General features: G+C 46.9%; 14 protein-coding genes, 1 pseudogene and 2 CRISPR repeat arrays. Of the genes and pseudogenes, 8 read left to right on the top strand and 7 right to left on the bottom strand.

The window, feature by feature from the left end; genetic code table 11:
• Positions 1-6: 6 nt before the first annotated feature.
• The gene (locus EL633_RS09110) at positions 7-660 is read right to left on the bottom strand and encodes a class I SAM-dependent methyltransferase (RefSeq protein ID WP_126626880.1); all 654 of its coding nucleotides are present in this window, start codon (positions 658-660) and stop codon (positions 7-9) included.
• A 475-nt stretch (positions 661-1,135) separates the two neighbouring features.
• On the opposite strand from EL633_RS09110, the gene EL633_RS09105 reads away from it, so the two are divergent.
• Complete coding sequence (locus EL633_RS09105; RefSeq protein WP_161982050.1) at positions 1,136-3,097, top strand: right-handed parallel beta-helix repeat-containing protein; 1,962 nt, start codon at positions 1,136-1,138, stop codon at positions 3,095-3,097.
• 243 nt (positions 3,098-3,340) lie between these two features.
• Here the strand turns inward: EL633_RS09105 and EL633_RS09100 are convergent, their stop codons facing one another.
• The gene (locus tag EL633_RS09100) at positions 3,341-3,868 is read right to left on the bottom strand and encodes a YceI family protein (RefSeq protein ID WP_126626878.1); all 528 of its coding nucleotides are present in this window, start codon (positions 3,866-3,868) and stop codon (positions 3,341-3,343) included.
• Positions 3,869-5,072: 1,204 nt separating this feature from the next.
• Between EL633_RS09100 and EL633_RS38110 the strand changes: the two are divergent.
• Positions 5,073-5,309: pseudogene (locus EL633_RS38110) on the top strand (hypothetical protein); the annotation flags it as partial.
• Here EL633_RS38110 and EL633_RS09090 read toward each other — a convergent pair.
• Positions 5,294-5,722, bottom strand: a complete 429-nt coding sequence (locus tag EL633_RS09090) for a GlcG/HbpS family heme-binding protein (protein WP_126626877.1) — start codon at positions 5,720-5,722, stop codon at positions 5,294-5,296. The pseudogene EL633_RS38110 and the gene EL633_RS09090 overlap by 16 nt on opposite strands.
• Before the next feature lie 849 nt (positions 5,723-6,571).
• On the opposite strand from EL633_RS09090, the gene EL633_RS09085 reads away from it, so the two are divergent.
• The 4 genes from EL633_RS09085 to EL633_RS09070 all read left to right on the top strand — a co-directional run bounded on the left by EL633_RS09085 (position 6,572) and on the right by EL633_RS09070 (position 11,544).
• Positions 6,572-7,198, top strand: a complete 627-nt coding sequence (locus EL633_RS09085; RefSeq protein WP_126626876.1) for a hypothetical protein — start codon at positions 6,572-6,574, stop codon at positions 7,196-7,198.
• A 104-nt stretch (positions 7,199-7,302) separates the two neighbouring features.
• Positions 7,303-8,058 (top strand): hypothetical protein, encoded by a 756-nt coding sequence (locus EL633_RS09080; protein ID WP_126626875.1) that lies wholly within the window; start codon positions 7,303-7,305, stop codon positions 8,056-8,058.
• A gap of 466 nt (positions 8,059-8,524) precedes the next feature.
• Positions 8,525-9,519: a CRISPR direct-repeat array (repeat unit 37 nt; unit sequence CTTACAGTATCCTCGAGCGGATCGTAGCCATTGCAAC).
• 501 nt (positions 9,520-10,020) lie between these two features.
• Positions 10,021-10,305: a hypothetical protein gene (locus EL633_RS09075; protein ID WP_126626874.1), complete on the top strand. Its 285-nt coding sequence runs from the start codon at positions 10,021-10,023 to the stop codon at positions 10,303-10,305.
• Between the two features lie 414 nt (positions 10,306-10,719).
• Positions 10,720-11,544: a site-specific integrase gene (locus EL633_RS09070; RefSeq protein ID WP_126626873.1), complete on the top strand. Its 825-nt coding sequence runs from the start codon at positions 10,720-10,722 to the stop codon at positions 11,542-11,544.
• 390 nt (positions 11,545-11,934) lie between these two features.
• Positions 11,935-12,412: a CRISPR direct-repeat array (repeat unit 37 nt; unit sequence GGCTGAAAGGCCAAAGCATCTCGTTAGAGATTGAAAC).
• On the opposite strand, the gene EL633_RS09065 is transcribed toward EL633_RS09070, so the two are convergent.
• The 4 genes from EL633_RS09065 to EL633_RS09050 form a co-directional block, all read right to left on the bottom strand.
• The gene (locus tag EL633_RS09065; protein WP_126626872.1) at positions 12,413-13,741 is read right to left on the bottom strand and encodes a transposase; all 1,329 of its coding nucleotides are present in this window, start codon (positions 13,739-13,741) and stop codon (positions 12,413-12,415) included.
• A 592-nt stretch (positions 13,742-14,333) separates the two neighbouring features.
• The gene (locus EL633_RS09060) at positions 14,334-14,891 is read right to left on the bottom strand and encodes an HD domain-containing protein (protein ID WP_126626871.1); all 558 of its coding nucleotides are present in this window, start codon (positions 14,889-14,891) and stop codon (positions 14,334-14,336) included.
• A 1-nt stretch (position 14,892) separates the two neighbouring features.
• On the bottom strand, positions 14,893-15,444 hold the full coding sequence (locus EL633_RS09055; protein ID WP_126626870.1) for a 2-C-methyl-D-erythritol 2,4-cyclodiphosphate synthase: 552 nt from the start codon (positions 15,442-15,444) through the stop codon (positions 14,893-14,895).
• The gene (locus EL633_RS09050) at positions 15,441-16,226 is read right to left on the bottom strand and encodes a GntR family transcriptional regulator (RefSeq protein ID WP_126626869.1); all 786 of its coding nucleotides are present in this window, start codon (positions 16,224-16,226) and stop codon (positions 15,441-15,443) included. Before EL633_RS09050 ends, EL633_RS09055 begins: the two co-directional genes overlap by 4 nt.
• A 594-nt stretch (positions 16,227-16,820) precedes the next feature.
• On the opposite strand from EL633_RS09050, the gene EL633_RS09045 reads away from it, so the two are divergent.
• Together EL633_RS09045 and EL633_RS09040 are read left to right on the top strand one after the other, a co-directional pair.
• The gene (locus tag EL633_RS09045; protein ID WP_126626868.1) at positions 16,821-17,117 is read left to right on the top strand and encodes a hypothetical protein; all 297 of its coding nucleotides are present in this window, start codon (positions 16,821-16,823) and stop codon (positions 17,115-17,117) included.
• A 220-nt stretch (positions 17,118-17,337) separates the two neighbouring features.
• Complete coding sequence (locus tag EL633_RS09040; RefSeq protein WP_126626867.1) at positions 17,338-18,357, top strand: hypothetical protein; 1,020 nt, start codon at positions 17,338-17,340, stop codon at positions 18,355-18,357.
• Positions 18,358-18,374 lie beyond the last annotated feature (17 nt).

The following is an 18,374-nucleotide window of genomic DNA, read 5'->3' as shown; positions in this document are numbered from 1 at the left end:
AATTGTTTATGTACAAGCTTGTTCCTGCTGTTTGGTTCCGAATACGGTGAGGTGTTTGAACTGACGAGAGGTAGGACCTGATAGAGATGATATTGCTGTAAAGCCAATGTTTTTCATGAGCGGAAAGACCTGTTCTTCGAGGAATGTTTGATCGTAGTAGTCTCTCTCCTCTCCTACTTTCCCATGCGAAAACGTGAAAAGAAGCGTACCGCCTGGTTTGAGGACCCGAAACATTTCTGTGAGTACTCTGTGCGGATCTTCTGACCACAAATAAAAGGTGTGAATACTGATCACCTTGTCAAAATACTGCTCTTCAAAAGGAAGCTGCGTGGCCTCCCCTTGCTGTAATATGACTCTTCCAGTCCTGACGGCGTGTGCATTGCGTTCTCTGGCACGCTTGACCATCGTAGCAGAGAGATCAATTCCATATACAAAGCCACGCGTTGTTTTTTGCGCTAACAGTTGGATCGCTTTTCCTGCGCCAAAGCCAATCTCTAACACACGATCGGCTGCTTGTATATCTGCCAGCGAGACCGTCCAGGCTGTCTCTCTCGCATGCTGCCGCACCATCAACTCACCCACAAAGCGTCCTATTATCCCTTTTGGACACCCATAGTGTGGGTCCAGGACATTCTCGAAGGCACGAGTAATTTGCATCATACACTCTTCCTCTCTCTTTGTGATATTCCTCTTATCAGAATACCAATCCCTTTGTTGCAAAACAAGCACGTAAAGGCTATACCCATGATTAAGATTTTTTATAAGAGAGGCGTTTATTGCTGTTTTGGATCTTTCCTTAAGACTTACTCCATATGTGCATGATCAGCCTCGTAGAAGTAACCTCATAATAGACTGGAAAATCCCCCCGCACTTTCAGCCGACGATAGAGAGCGATCATTTAAGTGCAGCACTATAGTGAAAAAGGAAGATATTTGCCTGAAGTAACAGGCCCAGAAATAATACGACGAACCACTCTCCTGTGTGCATAGCGTTGCTGCTGGAATCTATACTATGGTCTGAATAAGTCAGGGCGAATGAAAAATGGACGCCGTCTACCACATCGGACCTCATGATATGCTTATACGTTTGGAACACTAAGAGGCTCGCACCAGAGAGGGTAGAGGAAAAGAAAACTATGCGTATGGCATGGAATATGTTGTCTGTGCATGCCAATACATGGGAGGGGAAGAGGACCAACATGATCAAACATCTCTGGCCACGAAGCAAAGTGTTTCACTTATATCTCTTACTTGTGATATTCCTAAGCCTTTTCGGGGCGCTCAATGGAACCAGCATCAGCTATGCCCGGCGGCATGCCGTAATTCCGGTAACCATCTGTGATCAGACGCACCTGCAGTCAGCTATTACTGTTGCCACGGCAGGTGATACCATTACGTTTACCTGTAGCGGAACCATCCTTCTCTCCAGCATCCTGACGATCCCCAAGAATTTGACGTTTGATGGGAGCGGGCAAAATGTTATCCTGGATGGTAACAATGCTGTTGAGGTGTTGCTCATAAACAGCGGAGTATATTTTACCCTCAATGCACTTACAATTGCACACGGAACTGCCGCCTTAGGAGGTGGCATCTATAGCAATGGTGGTATCGTGACCATCAGCCAGAGTACCATTCAGAACAATGTTGGAGGTGGTATCTATAGCAATGGTGGCACGATAAATATTAGTAACGGTACCATTTCTAACAACTCAGCCAACGCTGGTGGCGGCATCTATAATAGAGGTGGTGTGTTAACTGTTAGCAATAGCACCTTTGCCAATAATACAGCTACTACTGATGGTGGGGGTCTCGTGAATAGCGGCGGCTCATTGACTATGAGTAATAGCACCTTTACCAACAATACTGCTACTAATGGTGGGGGTCTCGTGAATAATGGAGGCTCATTGACTATTAGCGGCAGCACCTTTGCCAATAATACAGCTACTACTGATGGTGGAGGGCTTGTGAGCAATGAAGGCTCATTGACTATGAGTAATAGCACCTTTGCCAACAATTCGGCTTATACCGGAGGTGGTATTAATGTTAGTAAGTCGTCAGTAACTATTAATGATAGCACCTTTGCTGCTAACACTGCTGCTAATGGTGGCGGTGGTATCGCGGATGATAATGGCACAACAATAAAAATTGCCCAAAGTATCGTAGCGAATAATTCAGCAACCAGTGGCAATAATAATTGTGATTTACTTTCTACCATCGTCGATCAAGGCTATAACCTGGAAAGTGGTACAGATTGCGGTTTTACTGCCAGCACTGATCTGCAGAATACCAATCCTCAACTGGACCCCGCTGGATTGCATAATAATGGAGGACCGACGCAGACGATTGCGCTCCTGCCAACTAGCCCGGCCATCGATCGTATCCCGCCTGCGGTCTGTCTGGTTCCGACCGATCAGCGTGGAGTGTCCCGTCCACAAGGTCCTAAGTGTGACATAGGTGCCTTTGAACTCGTACAAACACCAACACCGACGCCAAGTCCGACGCCGACGCCAAGTCCAACACCGACGCTACTGCCAGATGTGAGTATAACACTAACGCATACTGGTGGCCCAGATTTTATTCCTGGCCAAACGGTGACGGAAACCTTGAGCGTCTCGGCCTCCGCGCAATCGGGCCCCATGTCCAACATATCTTTAATTAAGGTCGTCGAAGTGATTCCGCTTGGCTTCACGAATGTCGCAGGGGTGGGCACCAACTGGTCTATTATTATGACCGGAAGCACCAGTCCGCTGCTCCTATCCGCTACCTATATGGGACCGCCACCACTGCTACCGGGCTCTACATTGCCACCAATTACCATTACCGGGACTGTGAATGGGACGGGGGGATCGATCCTGATTCAGGCTGCGGTGGCGGGTATCACTGGAGATCAAAATCCCAACAACAACCTGGCTACCGATACTATCTCGATTGTCCCCGGACCATTGACCGCTGGTAAGATGAGTCCAGCGCAAGTGGGGAGTATGCTGCCACGTCCCGTAAGCCTAACGCTACCAGCGAACTTGCCAACTTGTGCCTGTGTTATTGCCCGGCCAGGCAACAATATAGTCGGCGAGGTTAATTTTACAGTGCCCTGGTAAAGCTGGCTCTTGATTGCAAGTTCTAACTATTTATGCACAACTGCTATCAGGGCTTCTCTTTCCTTCTATCCTGTCAACTTATCGTGAATTAGCAGAAATAGAAGGAAGGGAAATCGTTAGCTTTTTGAAGGTATAATGAAACTGGTCCAATACATCAGATGCGGATGAAGAAAGATTTGTCTCTGGATGATATCGTTTATGGCATCCAGAGACAAATCTTTTATTGGTAGGCAGCGCAAATTTTTAACCTGTCCAGATGGCTTCTACACCCAGTTCTATCTGTATCTCAGTACCTGCTAAAGCCATACCTGCATTATTCGTTACTTTGTATGTCATACCATAATCGCGACGATCGATCTTGGTAATGGCACGCAGACCGAAGCGCCAGGCATTCGTTAAATGGTCCTGCGCGGCGCCATTATAAATCGTACGCAATTGCACCTGGCGTGTCACCCCATGTAGCGACAGGTCGCCTGCGATGATAAAGCGATTTGTATCTACATGCCTTATCTGGGTACTGTTAAATGTAATAGTTGGATATTTGACCACTTCAAAGAAATCGGCAGTACGTAAATGAGCGTCCCGTTGAGGGGCGCTGGTATCAATACTGTTGACGGCGATCTGCGCTCTTACTGAAGAGCGCTCTGGATCGTGTGGATCCATTTCGATTGTGCCAGAGACGTCGGTAAATTTCCCCCTGACCGTGGCAATACCTAGATGCTGAACAGCAAATTCAGCCACAGAATGGAAACGATCAATTTCCCATGACATAAAAATTACCTTCTTATTGCTACAAATAGACTTGTTGGCAAATTTTAAATCGATTATAGCAGAATTTTATGCGATACAGCAATAATGGAGTATCATGCTACTAAAAGCGATTTATAGATGAGGTACCTGATGATTTTGAACGTTTAGGTGTGTTGTTTTTGATAAAATTAAAACACATCATGTTTAAGTAATTATTTATTTTGTATTAAATTTACATCACATGGTAGTGCACGCAGCAAAAAATGAGAATAATGAAGATGAGCGCAGATAAAAGAATAATTGAAGGTATAATGCTATAAAAATCAATGTCAGAAGCAATTTCAACCGTGGTCGTTTCATTATGCGATATACCCTGATCGGCTCGCCCAGCGCGTATTGTGCCGCCAATTGATTGGCTTCGTTCGGTGAATGCATCAATCTCATCAACCTGAAATCTGTCAGAAAGGTGGGCAGCAATATTGCTTCCCTCTGTACATACGTATAATGTACGTTTCTTTCCGCTTTAGAGATGTATTCTGTTTTCTTTGTTTTGTCATGAAACTGTTCGTTGGTATGAGTCTCAGGTATGAAGTGCTTCTCAGAAAGAGACGTTTTTTGGAAGGAGAAAACGATGCACTATTCAACTCGTGAGTTACTCTGGCTCGCATGTCTGTGGTTTGCCGTAGGAGCCATCTGCTGTTTTCTGTTCCTGAGTTTTGTCTTTCATTTTTATTTCTAATAGTCATAGGCATGTGTTCTTGATATATCGTTGCTCCTATGGCTGATGCTCTAGGAGCTTTTGTTTGTGAGGTAGGTATGTTCAGAAAAAATGTCTGCGCAGTAAAGTCGTTTCATCTGCCCAGAGTCCTGGAGCTATTGTCGTCGCTGCTTTGGTATCCTTATTGCTAATGCGAAGCAGCGTTAAAATATTCTTCCCTGTCAAACATAGGAAAATAATGTAAGTGACCCACAAATAGAAGAGTACCAAGAAGCGTTAATGCTATTGCTTAGGCTTGTGAAGGAGGTTGACGCATACTATGCATTGTCCACTTTTCGGGGTGAAGGGTGATCAATTCAACTATTGACGGGGAAAAAACCGCTTGAGAGTCGGGGCGCCTTAGACCGTTTCTGTAAATTCGCGTGCGAATTTACACTCTAACTATGATACTCCTTTGCTGAGGTAACTCTAAGGTCCTTGCAGAAAATGCCGCGTGCTGCTGGTCGCATCGATACCGTCAACATTGACGACACTAGCGGTAACGTGTGCCCTGTCCACACCACCCTGATAGGCGCGGAAGTCCTGATCGTCGAGCACCTCTGCAATCTGGACCAGTTACCCGACTAAGGCTTCCGCTGCAGCGCGCTGCCGCCCAAATTCAAGGGCGACGGCACCTTTCCGGTGCGCGCCTGGCCCGCATTGGTGAAAGGTCGTTTTCTATTATGCCGCTATTCAGAAAGGTAGGTTGCCAAGGCCTGCTCGCCAGCTTGCGCGATGATGCTATCTTGGTTGGAGCGCACACCGCTCACGCCGATGGCTCCAACCACATGTTCACCGACACGCAATGGGATTCCACCTTCGAGCGGGAGCATTCCTGGCATGCCAAGGATGACCATATTCCCTTTGTCCAGGAGGTCCTCATGGAAGCTGGTCGGTCGGCGAAAATGGGCCGCGTGTACGGCCTTGGCGATCGCTACTTCGACGCTCGAATTGGCGTTCTGATCCATGCGTTGGAAATAGAGCAGGCGGCCACTATCATCCACGATAGCGATGGCTACCGACCACTCATTTTTGACTGCAACATCTTCAGCGGCAGCCGCTATCACTTTGGCCGCCGCCAGTGTAAGAACGGGTCTGGTGGGAAGTTTTTGCGTCATACAATATCCATTCCTTTTCTATTCATATCTGAACTAGAGCGGTAGCCCAATCAATCGATCGGACCAAGGCTACGTCCTTGCTAGTATGGGGAATCTCTACTGTAGCAGGATACCCGATTGTTGTCTCGACAGCAAGTCACAGTTTCTGTTCACAATCCAAGCAAGTTTTGCTTATGAATTTACACCGCTTAAAGCGATGAACGTGCTTCCAGAGCCAAATTTCCAGAAAGAAAAGCTGAGTTGCTCACTCTTCGCGCCGATTGGTCATGCTCTTCGCGCCGAAACCTGATCACTCTTGGCCCATTTGAGATCGGCTACGATGAATATAGAAAGGTGTCTCGACTCATGGCTCGTAAAAAAAGACACAGGTCATCGTGGACATGGTGAAGGCTCTATCACCCAGTGTAAAGATGGACGTTTCCAGATTATGATCACTTTAGAAAGTGGACAGCGTAAGTATTACTATGCTGACAGCAAAAAAGAAGCTATGAGAAGCTAAAGCAGGCTCAGATGGAGCAAAATTAAGGAACGCTTGTAAATGGACCTCAACAAACTTTAGAGCAGTATCTCAAAGAGTGGTTAGTGCAATTGCTGAGAGCCGTTAAATGGGCAGATTTTTGATAATCCGCCCATTCAACGGCTCTCCTATATTTAGCGTGAATCAAGGATGTGATAAAATAAGAAAAGAAACGTATTTACTGGAACTCCCTCCTTTACCACATCGCATAGCAACAACTTTTGCCAGACCTGCCAGGCTTTTCCATTGAATAAACTACCATTGCGCATTGAGTGATCACTGTGCTGATGCACCGTTTGGGCTTGGAGTTAAAGTAACGAAAGGGAAAAGAGATGCAAGAAGAGCAAAGTACCCCGCTCTCGCTTTCTGGACCATTTGACGCTAATCCTTACCTCTACGATTACCTTCATCGCTTGCGTTTTTCTCCATCGGGGGGTGTTGAAATGCTTGATGGAGCCGGTCAGTGCCTCAACACTCGTGTGAAAGGTCGTTTTGCCGTACAAGCAAGAGACCACGGCTCTGCTCTGGTCCAGTTCTCTGATCTCGTTGAATTGAAACTGAAACCGCCACTACTAGCCCAGACCATCGATCAAGGCCCCTTCTCATCTGACTACTCGAATCTGGTTTTTGTCGAAAATCCAGATTATCAGAACGAGGAACCCATCCGCACTCTGGCTCCGATTAGTGTATTGGTCACTCGTGAAGAAGGCTTGTTCCCTTTCGCACAGCAAGTCATGTGGAAAATCGGCAGCGCAGAGGAATCGCCTTGTCTGCTCTATCGTGTCCGCTACATTTTTGAGACTGATCCTTTAGAGCATGTGCGCGATCGCCGAGCTGGGAGACCATATTACCAGCAGATAGGGTGGGAAGAGCCAAATATCCGATACTATTACTGTCGAGATGATGAACAAACACTCACCGCTCTGGAACTTGCTCAAATGGGAATCTCACTTCCGTAAGAGGTTCTGTTTTATATGTTAGGAGTCGAGTTCTTTGCACGAAGCTCTGCATTATATATTTCGTTAGTAAGTCTCATTAACCTGGTGGAAGGTGAACACTCCATATGTCACATCAAAATTACTGTGTCACGTGTAGTAAACCACTCAAAAAAGATGAAGAGCTCTTTCGTGTTGTGGCAACGCGCCGTGGCGGAGATAAATTAGAAACATTGTCTGTTTGTGGACAATGTGCACCACGCTTTGAAACAATCGCTTATCTTTATGAATTCTTAGGAGGTCCGACCTATACAGATGTAGATGCGCCGTCATGGTGGGATAGCTGCCAAACCATTGTACACTATAAAAAAACTATAATAACTTACTCTGATCGTCGTTTTTTACAGAGCTCAGAGAGTAGAGAGCGCTTTAGCCAGGAACAGGCTGAGCAAATCTTCGCAGAGTGTGCCATTGACATGAGCCAATTGCCTCCCCTTACTGACTTTCCCTTGATTGAAGATTTTGATATTGTGCTCATGAGGCTTAAAATTACGAATATACGAGATGATCCATTTAGCCACTATGATCTTAGATTTTTTAGTCCCTCACGTGGTTACCTCGCCAATACTCTGTACTCACCAGTCAAATCAACCTATAGTATCAGTTTTGACGGTGCATTTGGCACCTTGCAACTTCCATACTATGATTTCGATCAAGGCTATAAGCTTCTGGTCTTTGAAGACGATCTGTTTGTCTATGTGTTACAGGGTGGTGATTGGGGGAATGATGAATATCATACATGGTTTAAAGTAGACAAGCCCCGCTATTATGAGCGCTGGAAAAATATTGTTCAACTAGCAGAGGATGTTCCTGCTGAAGACTAAACTTAAGACAAGATGAACAGTATTTTTTGATGTCAGTCATACCTGGAGAGCCATAATTTGTTGTTTTGATGTCAGTTTTGATGTCAAACCCTACTTTTGGCCAAAAAGAGAAGCGCGTCGATCAGCCGCTGGAGCCGATTGACGCGCTTCTTTGAGATTCACTTATGCCAAGAGACGGATTTGATGAGGTTTGTTTATCGCGTCTCTTGTGGTTGTGTTTCGTGCTGGTTTGCTTTCTTTAGTGTTTATATGTTCACTTTAAAAAATTTGATAGATCGCTGATTTCGGCGTCAGTTTTGGCGCATGCGCCAAAATGATTGAGGCTGACAGAAGCCTGAAACGATCGAGAGCATTGCAACACTAAGCGAGATCTACAATGAAATGTCAAGTACATCTTACAGAAGCCTGAAACGGATCGAGAGCATTGTAACAAGCTGTGTGAACACCTTGGCCAGTGTGTTCCTGACTTACAGTATCCTCGGGCGGATCGTAGCCATTGCAACTCGCCTATGCGGCTAAAACACATCCAACGGAGCATCACTTACAGTACCCTCGAGCGGATCGTAGCCATTGCAACTCTCTCCAGACACAAGCCCCGCTGGTGGATCTGTACCTTACAGTATCCTCGAGCGGATCGTAGCCATTGCAACCTGGCAGGTGGACATGATCAAGATGCCCTGCATATGCGCTTACAGTATCCTCGAGCGGATCGTAGCCATTGCAACAAGTAATGCCTTATTCATCTATGCCCTCACAATTCCTTACAGTATCCTCGAGCGGATCGTAGCCATTGCAACCTAGATCGTTTAGGAACATGACTAACTTTATCATTACTTACAGTATCCTCGAGCGGATCGTAGCCATTGCAACGTGAGTCTGTGAAATGCTTCATTTTTGACGAGCTATTCTTACAGTATCCTCGAGCGGATCGTAGCCATTGCAACCTTAATCTTCTCTATCATCCATCCGGCCTTCTGGCCCTTACAGTATCCTCGAGCGGATCGTAGCCATTGCAACCGAACAATGGACTTCATTGAAAGACCTCGCCGCCCATCTTACAGTATCCTCGAGCGGATCGTAGCCATTGCAACACGGGTTAATGGCACCTGATGGCACCTACTACCCATGTCTTACAGTATCCTCGAGCGGATCGTAGCCATTGCAACAGGTGAGGATGCCTATATCAACCTTCTAGATGAGTGGCTTACAGTATCCTCGAGCGGATCGTAGCCATTGCAACGGTTTGCCAGTGTACTCGTTGTTTCTGCTCTCATCTCTTACAGTATCCTCGAGCGGATCGTAGCCATTGCAACATTGTAAAGTCAACAAACAAGCGGCGTGATGAGGATGACTTACAGTATCCTCGAGCGGATCGTAGCCATTGCAACTCATCCGTCTCAAATGAGTCTCCAATGGTGACATAACTTACAGTATCCTCGAGCGGATCGTAGCCATTGCAACCGACTGGTGCGTTACATCTATCATACCCGATAATTTTCAAATTTTCTAGTGGAGGCCGTTTCTCGGCCCTCTCAATGCCACGTTTTTTTCTTTACTGACATTTTTTGTGGCGGATTGAAAGGTGTTTTCGAAAATCGATTTTTGCCCAAAAAGCCTGGGGATTTTCGAACAGCAAAAGTGAATTATGTAATTATTAACGGCGATACGCGAGGATATTAGGATACTAGCAGCCCTGATTAACCAGTTTGAGAAAAAATACACGACGATTTTCGAATGAGTGCCATAGATAAGGCAAATTGGGTTGCTCATACGTCTGCATAGAATAAAAAGAACCTGGATATCTATTGCCGAGTGCTTTTTACTGTCGCTTCGCACATAGCTTAACATGCTCCAATGATCTTTATGATTATATAAAGCTATCAAGCATTATTGACAGATATCAATAATGTTGTGTATGATGAGATCTGTTGATGGTGTAACTTCCCCTTATGGAGTTGTAGTTTGAGCGCTACTACAAATGCTCACTCTATCGCTGGGATGGATGTACAGCGAGTCTTCGATCATTGTGGCCTGACAGTGATACCGGGTGTCGTTCGCCTGGCCAGTGGTTTTGAGGCGCTATGTGTACACATAGAACTCTCCCTGCCTCGGTGGGGATCTGAACGAGGACCATCCGACATCGGATTGGTACTCACCACAACGCAACGGGCTGGCCTTCAGTATCCTCTTGCACGAGGGAAAAGGAGGGGAGTGGCTCACCTGACGAGCGCGGCCTGGTCCTCCTGAATGGACTGGTTTGCATCCCACCTGGGGATGCCTGGATACCTCAGCAGTCCTGAGATGTTGGTCCGATCGATCTATTGGTTTGTGAATGCACGCTCATTGGAGCGATGCCTGCCAGCGGTGAGAGTCTGACTGGCAGGATGGATAGCGTTTCTGGTAGGTTGGCCTGTCCCACTTCCTCTGTGAGGTGTTTCCTGTGTCGTCAGAACGTGGCATATGGGCCTCGTTTCGGTACGGATAAACAGGAAAGTAGGGAAATAGGGATCGCGGAGTGTCGTTGATCTCTACGGACATCAGTGAAAGCTTCGGAAAATTCTCACCTCGATACTGTCTTTCTAGCAGACTCTTTAACAGGAGGGCATCACGGGTAAACGACCAGGAGCCAAATATGCAGCGGTTCAGCGTTTTAATGCGTTGATGGCCGATGGGCAAAAGCGTTCGGAAGCGAAAGCCCAGGCCAAAGCACGCGGGGAGTCGCTGTTCGCTTTTTCCGATGGCAAAATTCATGCTTTTGAGTCGCGGAACAATTACCAGAAGATCGTGATGCGTTTTATTGACTGGGTGCGAGAAAAGCACAATGTCCGTGATCTCGAAAAAATTGATGACCAGGCTGATGAACTGGCGTGCCTCTATTTACTGAAGCACATGGCAGAGGAGAAAAGTGCCTGGACGTTATCGACCTATCGGTGTGCCTTGCGCATGTTTTTCCAGGATCGGAACCTGGCGGATAGTGTCGAGCTCCCCAAACGCCGGAGGGAAGATATCAAACGGTCACGCCAACCAGCTGTGCGCGATCGCCATATTAACCTGGCGAACTGGCAGCATGTCATTCAATTCTGTCTGGCCTGTGGGTTACGTCGTGAGGAGCTGCGCGATCTGCATGTGAAGGATGTGTATGTGCGGCCATCGGATCAGCGGCTGATGGTGATTGTACGCAATGGTAAAGGCGGCAAGCGTCGTGAAGTGCCGGTCTTTCCCGGCCGGGAGTCGGCGGTGCTCTCGCAAATTGCTGGCAAACCAGCTGATGCTCCTGTGTTCAAACGCGTCTCTAGCCTGCTGGATATCCATAGTTACCGACGGCAATTCGCACAGGATCTCTATGAAAGGCTCTCGGGCCGACCTCTTCCACCACTCAATGGTCGCCTACTCTCCCCCATGTTGGATAGTAACGCTGCCCTGGCCGTTTCTCACTGCCTGGGCCATAACCGAATTGATATTATCTTCGGCCATTATATTCGATAGCTTTCATCAGTTTCTTCTTATGATCTTATGAGTTCAAGCAACGTTTTGTGCTGGGCTAACGTGCATTTTGCTCATCCTTAAAGAAGATATATAGGTGGTAGTAAGTGCTAAGACCGAGCAGGTTTTGAGGTGACGAGTGAGATGTAGCGCGAAGCGTGACCAGTAGTGGTCAGTTGTTCAAAGGTGCTGATTTTATAAACTTGCCAGCGTTCTGCGAGGCACGCATTGACCATTTCTCTGAGCACGATGCCTCGCGTAGCTCCAAAAGCGGCGTGAGCGCAAAATACATCTTCATTGACCTCTTGTTGATGCAAAAAATACGCCCAAAAAACGCGTGCCTCGCAAATGCTTGTTTCGCATGGCTTCCCATGCTATACTATGAGCATAGCAGGCTGAAAGGCCAAAGCATCTCGTTAGAGATTGAAACATGACGTTGCTCCCTGCGTTGACTTTTGTGGTGGCAGAGGCTGAAAGGCCAAAGCATCTCGTTAGAGATTGAAACGATCCGCCACATTATGAACCTCGTCCAGCAAGAAGGGCTGAAAGGCCAAAGCATCTCGTTAGAGATTGAAACAACATAAATTCTGTTTGCGAAACATAACATCTCCTCCCGGCTGAAAGGCCAAAGCATCTCGTTAGAGATTGAAACGGCTACACTGCTGCTGTGGTTGCCTCTTGTCCCGAAGGCTGAAAGGCCAAAGCATCTCGTTAGAGATTGAAACGGCTACACTGCTGCTGTGGTTGCCTCTTGTCCCGAAGGCTGAAAGGCCAAAGCATCTCGTTAGAGATTGAAACGGAAATTTTGGACGATCGAGGTTCTTCATTTTCGATGGCTGAAAGGCCAAAGCATCTCGTTAGAGGGGTGCAACTAATTCATTTGTAGAAGTCCTCTGTTGATCGAAATGGCTCGACTGAGAGCACGTACATTAATAATCACATAGATTAATGTGTTGAGATTGGCAACGGAGCGGCCATTGTGCACTCTAGGATGCTCGATTCCAAGCTCCTTCGCCTGGCTATTGATACGTTCACAACTCGTGCGTTGCGTGTAGATGCTCTTGAAAAGAGGGCTCGTGCGATCAAGTGAGATGCGCATTCTTGCTCCTTGTTCCCAGTTGACATCCTTGACACAGCCTTTGCCCTTGGCAAATTGTGCGTGATCACAGGGAGTTCCCGTTGGTTGAGGGAACAGTAGAGGGCAACGGAAGCGTTGCGATCGATAGCCATAAGTATGATTGAATTGAGTAGTTGGATGCATCCTCAGCTTTTTCGGGCACAGTGGGACCCCATCTGAGGCACGTTCATAGATGAGATGCCCATGCTGATTGAGCGGAACTGCGGCGATACCACCATGGATGGTGGCACGTTGATACACATACCAAGCATCAAAAGCAGCATCAGCTGTGATATGGGTTGGAAATTGGTGAAGTGCCAGGGCACACTGCTGGTAGAGTGGGAGAAAATAGGTCACATCTGCTTCATTGAAGGGCTGCGTATATTCGGCAAGGACCACATCTCCATAGTCGGATGTGGTGGCCGCCGCCACTCCAGATCCATAGCCCCAGAGCAGCTCTTTCTTTTCTTTGGTGGAACCATCCGGTTGTTCTTGATTGGTGCTGCGCTTGACGCCGAGCTTACAATCAGGATCTCCAGCCAGGACCTGATCTTTGTTGAAGCGCTCGGAGACGTAGGCACGCATGTTGTTTTCTTTCACCCAGGCATACAAGTGCTTCACATCGAAGGCCACGGTCTCGCCGAGTCCAGGAATCTCGGCTTGGAGTGCAGAGACGGTGGCGTGCAACACATCTTGGAGAAGCGCTGGATCCAGTGTACGAAGCTTTTCTCCAAACCAGTAGCGGCAAGGAAGCGTCTTTTCGGCGTCGAAACCATAGGGAGCGCAAGGATCGTAGACGAGCTCAAAGTTGAAATCAATGATGAGAAGCGGATGTTTGAGCAAAAAAGACCGGAGTTGCGTTGAATAGATCAATCCTTCTCGCAGACGGAGAAGGAACGCTTTGAGATAGGCACTCGTTGGATGGGTGAGTGGTCGCCCGCGAGATGATCGTTGCTGTTCCCACGTGTCGACGAGAGACCAATCGAGCAAAGAAAAAAAGGCACGATAGTCCTGGACAACGGGATCCTGTTCGATGAGAGTGATCATGGTAGACTGGTCAAAAAGAGAAGATGAAGGTATCATAACGGAGAACTCCTTTTCTGGGTGGAATTGTGTTATGAATACTCTGCAAAAGGAGCTTCCCTTCAGTCAAGCAACAGAGACTTTTGGGTAGAAAAGGAGGAAGGGTTCGACAAATGAATTACTTGCTCTTGTTTTTATCGAAGTGAACGACGATTGTATATCGATTGTTTTCGAAAAATCGACAAATGAATTACTTGCTCTCGTTTTTTGAGAATCTGATCCGATCTTTGATCGAGGAAAAGAACGTTTTCAATAAATGAATTACTTGCACCCCTCCTCGTTAGAGATTGAAACAATCTGGTACTCGCGGTACCACTGGGAGGCCATTTCTTGGCTGAAAGGCCAAAGCATCTCGTTAGAGATTGAAACTACAATAAGAGCACCCTCTACAGCATCTGCTGTCGTGGCTGAAAGGCCGAAGCATCTCGTTGGAGATTGAAGGAAGATTCTTACGAATCACCACACCAGCAATTCATTGACAAAACGGTGTGTTGCTTCATTTGAGGTTAAAAAGACAAAAAAGAGGTGAATTGATTTTCTCAATTCACCTCTTTTTTGTCTTTGGCTTATTGGGAAGGGATACCCTTCTTACTTAAATTTTTATGATAAGCCCTTTTTGGTTAAGAGCTTGCTCTGTGTGTTCAACGTCTGATCTTAATGCTGGAGTGGCAGCTGTGATGGCTTTATAGACAATGTCATCACTATCGTAGCGGCTAAATATATCTTCCAATCTCTCGGAAAAAGATACCTGGGTGCCGTCTCCCCTTGTTGTCATATCACAATAAGTCAAAGCTTCTGCAATGAGAGAGTGTTCACGAGGGATTTTTTCCAGCTCTGGTAAAAGCCCTCTAAGTTCTGCTTCAAATGTTGACTCAGAGTGATAAGCAACTAAAGATGCTAACCTGTCCTGGTTGCAAGAATATAAATACCAGGCTCCATCCAGTGGGTGGAAGCTTGTCTTTTGGAGCTGTGGTGCATAGCCAATATCATGTAAATACGCAGCCGCTATCAAGAGCTTTTTGTCTTCTTCGTGAAAAATCTCACCCACCCACTTTGCCCTTTCAACAACCCCTTGAACATGGAGCCAGCGGTTCCCCAATGGTGGCAGTAGTGATTCTGCTAGCTCTTTTGCCCAATTTTGAATGTCCATTCTAAAGCCCTTCCCAAAGGCTGACGATTACTCGCGCCTCGATCCCCTTTAGCTGTGCTACTTCGTCATTTCCATCCATGCTGCTAACTTTTACATGCACCAGGTCAGTACTTATGCCCAGACCTTCAGCTATGTTACGCTGCATTTCTGCTATTCGCTTTTTCATTCGTGGCTGTTCGCCGCACAATATGGTGACATCGACATTGCTCACAATGAGCTTTTTGGCTTCAATCAATCGTTGTCTAATCTCAGGTAGATATTCGATTGACCTGACTCCTGTCTCTCCTTGATCTGGAAACCAGTCATCAATATCACCTGTATTCGTAGCACCCGCCAGAGCCATGACCAGAGCATGAGCAACTACGTCGCCATCACTTCTTTTCGTGTTTGGCCCTTTAGAAAAGTTCTCAAATGATACACCAGCCAGTACCAGTTGACGACCCTCAGTAAATGCATGAAAGTCTGATGCAAATGAGAGGCGTTGTTTTTTTGCCAGTAGTAAGGCAACTTCATGTGCTATTTGGTTTTTCGTTGCTTCATCAATGGTAGTCATCGACTGGCCTCCTCTTCAATGTCATATGAATAGGTATATTCGTGGAGCGCTGCATTTGCAATGATATGGCTATATTCAAATAAAGTTCCATCACTAGCCCATACCCAGCGATCCATGTCAGTTACTGGTTGAGATCTCGGAATATTAAGAAGGTTTGCTTCCTCAGCAGAGGGCTGACGCAGTTCTAATTTTTCAAAGGCTTTGACTGGCGTCAGGCCTGTGTGTTCGCGCAACCATTTGAACAATGGTATGTAACCTTCATCTTTTCCTAGTAAATCACCCAATAGAGAGGCTAAATAGTAGCTATCTAGAATACGATATGGCACTTTATCTACAATGTGAACCCTGTAGCGCCGTAGCACTTTTGTATCTGGTGTGGTTTGCATTTTTTCACCAAGTTCATCACCAGCTGGTATGATAGATGACGGTTCAATGAAACGCACCAGTGTTTGACGTCCTTGTGCTTCCATCGCTCGTATGAAAGATCCAGCTCTCTTTAATTCAAGTGCAGGAGCTTTGATTGAGAATGGTGAATTTGGGCCTATAACAACTTTTGCGCTCGGTGTACGTATAAAAACCCCACCTCTTGGTACAATATCAATCGCATTTTCTGCCTGGAGCCTTGAGAGGGCACCTCTTATTGTTGCCCTGCTTACATTTAATTCTTCAGTAAGCTCTCGCTCAGATGGAAGACGCTGGCCAGCAGTGTATATCCCTCGCTCAATACGACTTAGTAGTTCTGCTACCACCTCATCAATCTTTGTATCTTTTTCCTTTGGCATCTCTAAATGACACTCCTCCGTTTATCGTGGTAAGTACCACAGATTAGTCACAGTTTAACACACCTTTTCTCAAATCACCATTAAAATGGCTTGTTTTGGTACGTACCAGTGTTGACTTTTGCTGAATTTCAGGGTATTATTGGACCGTACCAGTGATATTTCACTGGACAGTACATTAACAAGAGGATCAAGCGGGTATGTTCCGCTCCCCATATAGCTAAGGGTGCCCTGGTCCGCTCTTTAAGGAAATGTTCTTGAAGAGTTGCCTTGAAAGTATGGGAAGGGTCAAACTTCCACCAGATATGAAAGGAGGTGTGTCTTTTTGGTGGTAAGTGGCAGAAACCATACAGCTAGTCGAGCAGTTGCTCGGTCGATGGATATGCGGTGAGTAACAGGGATATGTATGAAGCCATGTGACAGATGGTGGATTGCAAAAGAAGCGATGAGACGGAACGTCACTCCACCCTTCTTCGGTATTTCTCAATTGCGACCTGTGAAGGTTGATCCTGCCAATTTCATCCTGGAATTGGCAGCATTGAGCCTTAGCACTTGCGCTTTGGTTTGTATCTTCATCAAAAGGAGACCCTTTCTACGATGGCTGATGAATTGTCTGCGAAAAATGCCGCTCAACTGGCGACATTTGTACGTGAAGAAGACCTGGAAGACCTGGAGCAGCTGAGTAAACAGCTGGAAGATTATGCGCATAAAGCTCGCCAGGATGGTCGTATTTATCTGCTCCAGCAGTACACCATGTTGATGGCAACCGTCGATCCCGAAATTGATCGGATCAAGAAACGTTTCAAGCGTGAGAATCTTGCCTACCTGCGCAAAGAAGAAAAGCGCTTAAAGAAGGAGGCCAAAGGGAAACAAGGGACGACACCCGAACCCTAATTCATGGTGAACAAAGCATAAATCGCGTGGGGGGCCCACGATCGCGTGGGCCAGTCGTGGACATTCGTGGGCCAGTCATGGGCCAGTCATGGGCCGTGTGAGCGAGATTTATGCTTTTTCTTTGCCTTGTTTTGATGATTAATGGGCAATTGATCATTAATCGTTTGATATGACCACGAAATGATAAAGGAGGCCCACGAAATGAAAGTGAGGAATATCTATGCCATTGAATGAATACGAAGGATCGCTTATTCCACCTCCACCTGATCCTAATCTCTACGGCGCATATGAGAACCAGGAAGCAGCTTCAGAGCCAACTACCGGACCAATACCATCAGCTGGCCAGGTCTCGCTGCAGCCTGAACCTCGTGATAATTTTCTGCGTAGATTTGTACATTCCTTTGAAGGATTTGCCTTTGGGTATGGCAGGCCTGGCAGAACGTCCCAGATGCCTCCACCACCGCGTCAGCCTTATGATGGTGGCGAGAAGATCAAGCCAGATGAGCGCAGTACCATCGAGAAGATGCGCGATAAAGTGGCTGAATTTGACGAAGATTATAAGGATGTTGGCGAGCGGGTGTTGGGTGGGTTTACTCAGATCATCGGCTACATGGGGCCGTTCCTGCTCATGGCCTGGATTGGCTCTGATCTCGGCAAGTTCTTTACTCCAACGATGGACGCCGTACCTGCGTACGGCCTGGCCTTTACGATTGAAGGTGTGATTGCAGCCTGTACCGTAGCGATGGGCCGGGCCTTCGCTGAGATGGCCAGTGGGAAACCGAACTTTGGCCGCATGGCAATGGTGATCCTGATCTGGCTGGTGCTCAACTCTTCATCAGCATTCGGCCTGTATCTGGTGATCACCCATAATAACCAGATTGCTCAGGGCTCGATTGAGCAACTGAGTATGGTGATTCGGGTGATTGCCGTGGCTCTTGCCGATCTGGGCTGTAGTGCCGTCCTGATGTTTAAAGGCCGCTCACTCCAGAAGCATATTGAGAGTGTGCGCAAGCGCGCTGCTATGATCGGCGAGCTTGCTGACGCGGAGCGATCAGCGAAGGAAGCTGATAAAAACGCAGAACTGCGCGAGCAGATGATGAAATCAACGCTCAAGATTCAGGAAGACCTTTCCAAGCAGATTGGTGAGGCCGTGGGCATGGTGATGAGTTCCATTCTGGAAAAGATGGAAAAATCTTTGAAGGAAGAAGATAAGAACGAGCGGGGCTTTGGCCGCCGCTAGGAAGGAGGAAACACGGC

The sequence above is a fragment of the Dictyobacter alpinus genome, from assembly GCF_003967575.1.
GTDB lineage: Bacteria > Chloroflexota > Ktedonobacteria > Ktedonobacterales > Ktedonobacteraceae > Dictyobacter > Dictyobacter alpinus.
The sequence above is the reverse complement of the archived record's forward strand: the minus strand, read 5'-3'. Positions and strand labels throughout refer to the sequence as shown.

Coding starts and splice junctions, on each gene's coding strand:
- EL633_RS09050 (WP_126626869.1), bottom strand. CDS start 16,226: ATGCCAAAGGAAAAAGATACAAAGATTGATGAGGTGGTAGCAGAACTA.
- EL633_RS09060 (WP_126626871.1), bottom strand. CDS start 14,891: ATGGACATTCAAAATTGGGCAAAAGAGCTAGCAGAATCACTACTGCCA.
- EL633_RS09070 (WP_126626873.1), top strand. CDS start 10,720: ATGGCCGATGGGCAAAAGCGTTCGGAAGCGAAAGCCCAGGCCAAAGCA.
- EL633_RS09090 (WP_126626877.1), bottom strand. CDS start 5,722: ATGACGCAAAAACTTCCCACCAGACCCGTTCTTACACTGGCGGCGGCC.
- EL633_RS09045 (WP_126626868.1), top strand. CDS start 16,821: ATGGCTGATGAATTGTCTGCGAAAAATGCCGCTCAACTGGCGACATTT.
- EL633_RS09100 (WP_126626878.1), bottom strand. CDS start 3,868: ATGTCATGGGAAATTGATCGTTTCCATTCTGTGGCTGAATTTGCTGTT.
- EL633_RS09040 (WP_126626867.1), top strand. CDS start 17,338: ATGCCATTGAATGAATACGAAGGATCGCTTATTCCACCTCCACCTGAT.
- EL633_RS09065 (WP_126626872.1), bottom strand. CDS start 13,741: ATGATACCTTCATCTTCTCTTTTTGACCAGTCTACCATGATCACTCTC.
- EL633_RS09055 (WP_126626870.1), bottom strand. CDS start 15,444: ATGACTACCATTGATGAAGCAACGAAAAACCAAATAGCACATGAAGTT.
- EL633_RS09080 (WP_126626875.1), top strand. CDS start 7,303: ATGTCACATCAAAATTACTGTGTCACGTGTAGTAAACCACTCAAAAAA.
- EL633_RS09085 (WP_126626876.1), top strand. CDS start 6,572: ATGCAAGAAGAGCAAAGTACCCCGCTCTCGCTTTCTGGACCATTTGAC.
- EL633_RS09110 (WP_126626880.1), bottom strand. CDS start 660: ATGATGCAAATTACTCGTGCCTTCGAGAATGTCCTGGACCCACACTAT.
- EL633_RS09105 (WP_161982050.1), top strand. CDS start 1,136: ATGCGTATGGCATGGAATATGTTGTCTGTGCATGCCAATACATGGGAG.